We start from the raw sequence: 7,158 nt of genomic DNA, 5'->3' as shown, positions 1-7,158 counted from the left end.
TGGAGATACTGGCTCATCCACCTTTGGTGCTGGCACCGCTGGTTCTTCTGCTTTCGGTGCTGGCGCTACTGATTCCTCCACTTTTGGTGCGGGTGTCGCTGGCTCATCCACTTTTGGTGCTGGAGTCGCTGGCTCATCCACTTTTGGTGCTGGAGTCGCTGGTTCTTCTAATTTTGGCGCTGTTGCAGTTGGCTCGTCTACTTTCGGTGCTGGAGATACTGGCTCATCCACCTTTGGTGCTGGCACCGCTGGTTCTTCTGATTTTGGCGCTGGAGATACTGACTCATCCGCTTTCGGCGCTGGAGATACTGGCTCATCCGCTTTCGGTGCTGGAGATACTGGCTCATCCACCTTTGGTGCTGGTGTCGTTGGTTCCTCTGCTTTTGGCGCTGGTGTCGCTGGCTCATCTGCTTTCGGTGCTGGAGCCGCTGGCTCATCTGCTTTTGGCGTGGTAGCCGCTGACTCGTCTGCTTTCAGTGCTGGAGCCGCTGGTTCTTCTGCTTTTGGCATTGGAGTCAATGGCGCTTCTACTTTCGGTGCCGGAGTCACTGGTACCTCTGCTTTTGGCGCTGGCGCTTCAGAACTTGGATTTGAAGCTACAGGTTGATTTGTAGTTCCTATATTTGAAGGGGCCTTGTCTGCTGCTGGTGCTTCTGAGGCAAGTTCTTCACCCGATTCTTCCGCTCTTTCCACTACTGGAGCTGATACAGGCTGATAGACTGGGCTATAGTTCACAGCCATTTTTTCAACTTTCTCAGTGACATCTGTTAATTCAAAAGTAACAGCTTTTGTCTCTTGATCTTTCTTGAGCAAGACTTCGTAAGTGCGAACTTCGCCACTTGCACCACTTTCCTTGATGACAATCTTGTGTTTTGTGACTGTATCTGAAATCGTTTCAGCTTCAGTAAAGTACAATTCATTGTGCGGTAAGAATAAATTCTTGCCTGAAGTTTGATTCATTTCTTGGAGTACATCTACAGGGATATTACTTGCTTCGCTGATAACACTTAATGTGTCCCCCCACTTAATAACATACTTAAATAAATCACCTTCTTTTTGAATATCAGCCTTTACTTCTACAACTGTTCTGGCTACCCAGACACCATCTTGTTCACTGGCTGACACAGTTGGAGCTAAAAAGCCCAGACCCAATAAAATCACACCTGTCGCAACAATTGCACCAGTTCTCAATTTTCTAAAACCACGGAGGGACAAGCTTCCTCTAACATTTGTTTGTCTCATAATGTTTATTTTTCCTCACTAATCTATATTTTCCAAAGTAGACCTTGCCTAGGCCTACTAGCCTATGTTTACAATATGGATAGGCTTCTACAGATTTATCTATCTATTTTCAAGATAAGGTTTCTATATATTTTTATGCACAATCCCATATATAAGTTGTGAAATCCCTTTCTAATGAATTTAATAGCTTTAGTATATCATATTTAAGTACTAAAGTACAAAGAAAGCAACTGAAAGCAATGATTTTCACCACTGCTTTCGGCTCTATTTTGAATTGTTAAATAGCCATTCTCTATCCACCATTCTTGAATAAAAAAATAAGATGTAGTCTCTATTTTAGACTAATTTTTTCAAACTTATTCGCTATCCAGCAGAAGTTCTTTTGGTTGTTTTCTAAGGAGATTGCTTGAAGCAAGCGCCATAACGATAACCACTAGAACCAAGGCAAGGACAAAGACAATGATAAAGTCCGATGTCTGAATAGAAATGTCTAGGCTCGACAAGGTCTTACTAAAGCCATCTACTTCTGCACCACCACCAAGGTTAGAAGCTTGAGCAGCCTTGCTAGCTTGCTTGGCAACACCTGAAGTGACATTGGCAAGAACAGTGTTTCCGATTGCACGAGCTGTGTAGTTGGCTAGGAAGTAAGCAGAAATAAGAGCAGGGATGGCAATAAAGATGGATTCAGTGATAAATTGCCCCAAGATACTTGCCTGCTTGAGACCGATAGAGAGGAGAATTCCCACTTCCTTGCGACGGGCATTGATCCAAAGGCTGAGCAAGAGGGCAAGGAGAAGGACTGAGAAGCTTAAGCTACCCCAGAAGAGGAGGTTGGCCATCTTGTACATACCAGAGATGGATTGCTCAAGAGCTGGGTAGTTAGAGGAGCTCTTAACTAAAGTATAGCTCTTCCAGTTGATACCGCTGATGCCATTCAACTCTTTCATGACATCATCCAAGTTCTTGTCTGCTGTTACAAAGAAGGTTGCGTCCCCATAAATGGCTGTGTCTTCTGTGTATCCATAAAGTTTTGCAGCAGTGTGAATGTCTGTAATAGCTGTATTTTCGTATAGTTCTTGTGAATAGGTTACTGCCGACTTATTGTGACCATCAAAGAGTCCCTTGATTGTCACTTCGACTGTTTCCTTGGCACCTTTTTCATTATCGGCATCGTAGATATTGGAGTCTAGTTTGACCTTATCCCCTACTTTCCAGCCGTGTTTGGCTGCCAAGTCCTTGTGCAGGAGGATCTTGTCCTTGTCATCGTTGGTTAGGTGCTCACCTTCGACCAGCTTATAAGAACCAGAGACAAACTTGTCTTCTTTAGAGGAGTCATTGACACCTGTAATCATCAAGCTACTTCCAAAATGTTTGGCACGGTCAGGTGTCAGATTTTTCTTGGTATCTGGCGTTTCAATAAGTTCATACCCAGTCAAATCCCCAATAGCGTTGATGCGTTTAACATAAGACTCGATAGCCTTGTTTTCAGTGATTTTTTTGATATCTTCACCCTTAATATTCCCAGCACCACGTGGCGTACCTTGATTGACGCGACGGTTAATCTGCATGGAGAAGCTGTTGGTGATATTTTTAAATGTCTCCTGAGAAGCCTTGGCAGTAGCTCCCTTGATTGACAAGCCGACCAAACTCAAGCTCGCCATGAGGAGAATAATCAGGAAGATGACAATCGATTTGAAAAACTTCCTTGTAACATAGGCAAATGCGTTGTGTAACATAGGTTCCCTTTCTAGATGTTGTTCTATTTTATAGTTCTAATACTCAATGAAAATCAAAAAGCAAACTAGCTAGCCGTAAGCTGTACTTGAGTACGGTAAGGCGACTCTGACGTGGTTTGAAGAGATTTTCGAAGAGTATAACTGAAAAAGCTCATATTATTTCGTCGTATTGCGAGTTTCAGTTAGTTTCTTATCCTTCAACTCAAGTGTAATATCTGACGCTTGTGCCACTTCTTTGCTGTGGGTTACGACGATGACACATTTACCTGTTTTCTGGGCAAGTGATTTGAGCAGTTCGACAATATCTCCAGCAGTCTTAGGGTCCAGATTTCCTGTTGGCTCATCGGCTAGAATAACTGGAGCTTCTGAGACCAAACTGCGAGCAATGGCAACACGTTGTTGTTGACCACCTGATAACTGGAGAACATTCCGCTTGATCTGGCTTTCATCCAAACCAAGCTCAAGCAGTGTATCCTTGCTTGCCTTTTTATTGACCAAGCGGATATTTTCCAGTGGAGAAAGATAATCTATCAAATTATAATTTTGAAAGACCAGGGAAATATGGTGCATACGATGGTAAGAATAGCCCTTCTTACGAATGTCCTCTCCTTGGAAAAGGATAGAACCTTCAACAGGACTATCTAGACCAGCAAGGAGGGATAAGAGAGTGGATTTTCCTGCTCCTGATTCCCCAATAATACTGTAAAATTTCCCGGGTTCAAAATTATAATTAATCTGATATAGGACTGCTTCAGCAGTGTTCTTATAACGGTAGGTAACATCTTGTAATTGTAATAAAGTCATGATTTCTCCTTCTTATACTCAATGAAAATCAAAGATCAAACTAGGAAGCTAGCTGCAGGTTGCTCAAAGCACAGCTTTGAGGTTGCAGATACAGCTAACGCGGTTTGAAGAAATTTTCGAAGAGTATTAACTAATAGATGATAAAATTTCTTTAGGCGATTTTCTAAATAAGAATAGGAAACAAAGGGCTACAGATAAGCAACTAATCAACAACAGAAAGACATAGGACTCTGCAAAAGATAATAAACTACTTGATAGACCACTTGTTTTGGCTAGTGTATTTTGTAAGCTTGCCTGATCTCCACTTGCTAGTAGAGTTTGGAGTAGGTAGGATGTGATTGCGTTTCCTGTAGCAAATGCTGGAAGCAAAGCTCCGAGAGATACCAAAAATACCTCTAAACAGAACTGCAGGAAAATCGAACTCTTGCCTTTTCCAAGTGCCAGAAGAATCCCCACTTCGTAGACCCGTTCTCTCAACCAGAGAGACAAAACAAGAATTAAGGCTCCTGCTCCTGCTATCATAATCCCATAAAGGAAAATGGTCAGAAAGGTTTGGAAAGTTGCAACCGAGTCTTTGATTTGTTCAAAAGCCTTGTTTTCCTTTTCAACTTGATACCCTTGATTTTCCAAGGCCAAGTTTTCCACCTGCTTCATGAGTCCGTCCATTTCCTTAGGATTTTCTACATAGAAGCGAGCTGCACTGACTAGAGATTCACCATTACCCAAAAGGCTTTGGCTACTCTCATAATCTGTAAAGACCTGGTTTTCACTGAAATCAGAAGACAAGCCTGTGAATTTCTCTTGTTTTTTACCAGAAAAAATTCCGATAATCTCAAACTCTGCTGTTTGCCCTTTTCCAGATTCTGACTGACCAGCATCCAAGCCAATCTTATCATGAAGCGAAAGACTATTCTTCTTAGCCAACTCTTCGTGGATAAGAATTTTCTTGGAATCCTCTTTTTGAAGGTGTCGCCCTTCTTTTAGGTTGAAAGCCGAACTGGTAAAGGTGACATCCTTGGATGAATCCTGAAGAGCCGTTAAGCTAACCAAATTCTTGTCCTCAGCTGACAAATCATCACGTTCCACGCTCTGCTCACCACTCACCGCGTCCTTGTCTTTCAGTTTTACGACCGTCTCAAGTTCAGGAGAGACATTTTCCAGTCCCTTAATCTTGCTCACAGATGCTAGGTCAGACAACTTGAAGGTCTGTCCATTTTCTATCTTTTTGATAGAAAAAGATGTGTTGAGTGATTTGTAAAGATTGGTTTCCACTGTTTTATTGGACTTCATCAGAGTCAAACAGGCTGAAATTCCGCCTAATAGGACAAATAAAATCAGAAATAAAATAAAACTTCTCAGTCGTTTTCTGCTGACATAAGCCCAAGCTCTTTGGATTGAATTCATTTGTCACCTCCATATTTGTAAGACTATTATAAAACCCAAATATGAAATATTTATGAAATCCAAAAAAAGAGCAAAAATTTTTTGCTCTACTTGAATTAAATAAAAAACAAAAGAGCTAGCCTCAGCTAACTCTTATCCTATGCGGAGAGAGGGACTTGAACCCTCACGACCTAAAGCGGTCACAGGATCCTTAGTCCTGCGCGTCTGCCAATTCCGCCATCCCCGCGTCGATTACTTTACTAGTATATCAACTTTTAAGATGCTTGTCAACACTTTTTTTCATTTTTTTCATTTCATCAACCAAATCACTCCGAAAGTTCATTTAGATTTTCATCTACTAACTTAGCTCCAAGTGTGTTTTTGAAATGACCTAGGGCAAATTGATGATTTTCAGGCCAGATGGAAGCAACGGCTGGTTTAACAATCTCGATGTCATACCCTAGATTATAGGCATCTATAGCTGTATGCAGGACACAGATATCCGTCAAGACTCCTGTTAGGATAACTGTAGAAACGCGACGCTCTCTCAAACGGATATCCAGGTCAGTCCCTGAAAAAGCAGAGTAATGGCGTTTATCCATCCAAAAGACACGACTGTCTGAACCATGCTCTTGATAAAAGGTCCCCAAATCTCCGTATAAATTCCGTCCACTAGTCCCAATCAAATTATGAGGAGGAAATAATTTACTTTCTGGATGGAAACAATCGTTTTCTTCGTGAGCATCGATGGTAAAGAAGATGTAATCTCCTCTTTCAAAAGCTAATCGAGTTACCTTGCTAATGGCATCTGAAATAGCTTGAGCTGGAGCACCTGCTGTCAACTTTCCACTATCAGCAACAAAATCTTCTGTATAATCAATCGAAATTAAAGCCTTAGTCATTAGTAATCTCTTTTCTTCACTTCTTCAAAAATATCTGAAATCAAGACCTTAAGGTAGGTTCCCTTCATTCCAAGTGAGCGACTTTCAATAATCCCAGCAGACTCAAGTTTACGAAGAGCATTAACGATCACAGAACGGGTAATACCGATACGGTCTGCAATCACTGACGCAGTCAACTGTCCCTCATTTCCGTTTAACTCCCCTAAAATTGCTGAAACAGCACGGAGTTCTGAGTAAGAAAGGGTATTGACCGCCATGGTAACAGCAGTACGGCGGCGAATATTTTTCTCATCTTCTTCACGTTGGAAGTTGAGGAGCTGAATCCCAACAACGGTACTGGCAATCTCAACAAGGATTAAATCCTCATCTTCAAATTTCTTATCATTGCGCCAAATAATCAAAGAACCTAAACGAATCCCTGACACATGAATCGGTGCAATAGTCGTCAAGCCATCAGGAAAATCAGCACGACTTTCCACAGGGAAAATACTCAAATCATGATCAACTGTCAGATTGGCTTCTGTATCGTAAATCATGTTCGCGCCCTGTACATAGTCATCCGGGAAAATCTTAGTTTGGAAGAATTGCTCCACGCGATCTGTATTGGTTTTATAACGCATAAAATAGCCAAGGAGACGACCCTTGCTGTTAACAATACAAGCATTACAATCAATAATATCAGCAAGCTGACGTGTAATCGCATTGTAAGGAAGTTCTTCCTGCAACTGCTCCTCTGAACGCTTCAGGATAGAAGTAATTTTTCTAGTTTTTTCTAATAAATGTGCCATTTTTCACCTCGAATATAATCGCTATCATTATAACATAAACAGCTTGAATTTTCAATTATTATCTGAAAATTGCTTATTTAATTGCAATTTGAAAAAACAAGAATATTTTTAATTAAATTGCTTCTTTTCTATTGACAAGCTCCCTATTTTTGTGTATTATAATATTACAAGAAGATAATATATCTATTTTATTTATCTTTCTTTTTCCATTCGGTCTCCTTATATAAAAAAGCGATTCATTTTGAACTGCACCCCAAAAGTTAGACAGAAAAAATCTAACTTTTGGGGTGTTTTTATTATGAA

General features: G+C 40.9%; 6 protein-coding genes, 1 tRNA gene and 1 pseudogene. All 8 read right to left on the bottom strand.

Features of this window, described 5'->3' with window-relative positions; genetic code table 11:
* On the bottom strand, positions 1-1,242 hold a 1,242-nt coding region (locus tag ADJ60_RS00905; protein WP_049542808.1), incomplete at its 3' end, for a LysM peptidoglycan-binding domain-containing protein.
* Between the two features lie 356 nt (positions 1,243-1,598).
* The gene (gene vex3, locus ADJ60_RS00900) at positions 1,599-2,978 is read right to left on the bottom strand and encodes an ABC transporter permease subunit Vex3 (protein WP_049542806.1); all 1,380 of its coding nucleotides are present in this window, start codon (positions 2,976-2,978) and stop codon (positions 1,599-1,601) included.
* 156 nt (positions 2,979-3,134) lie between these two features.
* Entirely contained in the window at positions 3,135-3,782 is a 648-nt protein-coding gene (gene vex2, locus ADJ60_RS00895; protein ID WP_000173751.1) for an ABC transporter ATP-binding subunit Vex2, read from the bottom strand.
* A gap of 126 nt (positions 3,783-3,908) precedes the next feature.
* Positions 3,909-5,186 (bottom strand): ABC transporter permease, encoded by a 1,278-nt coding sequence (locus ADJ60_RS00890; protein WP_049542803.1) that lies wholly within the window; start codon positions 5,184-5,186, stop codon positions 3,909-3,911.
* Between the two features lie 140 nt (positions 5,187-5,326).
* A tRNA-Leu gene (locus ADJ60_RS00885) sits at positions 5,327-5,412 on the bottom strand.
* Between the two features lie 79 nt (positions 5,413-5,491).
* Positions 5,492-6,067 (bottom strand): cysteine hydrolase family protein, encoded by a 576-nt coding sequence (locus ADJ60_RS00880; RefSeq protein ID WP_000158728.1) that lies wholly within the window; start codon positions 6,065-6,067, stop codon positions 5,492-5,494.
* Entirely contained in the window at positions 6,067-6,855 is a 789-nt protein-coding gene (gene codY / locus ADJ60_RS00875) for a GTP-sensing pleiotropic transcriptional regulator CodY (RefSeq protein ID WP_049542801.1), read from the bottom strand. The genes ADJ60_RS00880 and codY overlap by 1 nt, the downstream gene beginning before the upstream one ends.
* Positions 6,856-6,967: 112 nt before the next feature.
* Positions 6,968-7,158 (bottom strand): annotated as a pseudogene (locus ADJ60_RS11660) (hypothetical protein); the annotation flags it as partial.

This window comes from Streptococcus pseudopneumoniae (assembly GCF_001076775.1).
Taxonomy (GTDB): domain Bacteria; phylum Bacillota; class Bacilli; order Lactobacillales; family Streptococcaceae; genus Streptococcus; species Streptococcus pseudopneumoniae_G.
Note: the sequence above shows the minus strand (reverse complement) of the source record. Positions and strands in the feature narration are given on the sequence as shown.

Excerpts from the sequence above, each read along its gene's own strand:
- codY (WP_049542801.1), bottom strand. The coding sequence starts at position 6,855 with ATGGCACATTTATTAGAAAAAACTAGAAAAATTACTTCTATCCTGAAG.
- ADJ60_RS00890 (WP_049542803.1), bottom strand. The coding sequence starts at position 5,186 with ATGAATTCAATCCAAAGAGCTTGGGCTTATGTCAGCAGAAAACGACTG.
- ADJ60_RS00880 (WP_000158728.1), bottom strand. The coding sequence starts at position 6,067 with ATGACTAAGGCTTTAATTTCGATTGATTATACAGAAGATTTTGTTGCT.
- vex2 (WP_000173751.1), bottom strand. The coding sequence starts at position 3,782 with ATGACTTTATTACAATTACAAGATGTTACCTACCGTTATAAGAACACT.
- vex3 (WP_049542806.1), bottom strand. The coding sequence starts at position 2,978 with ATGTTACACAACGCATTTGCCTATGTTACAAGGAAGTTTTTCAAATCG.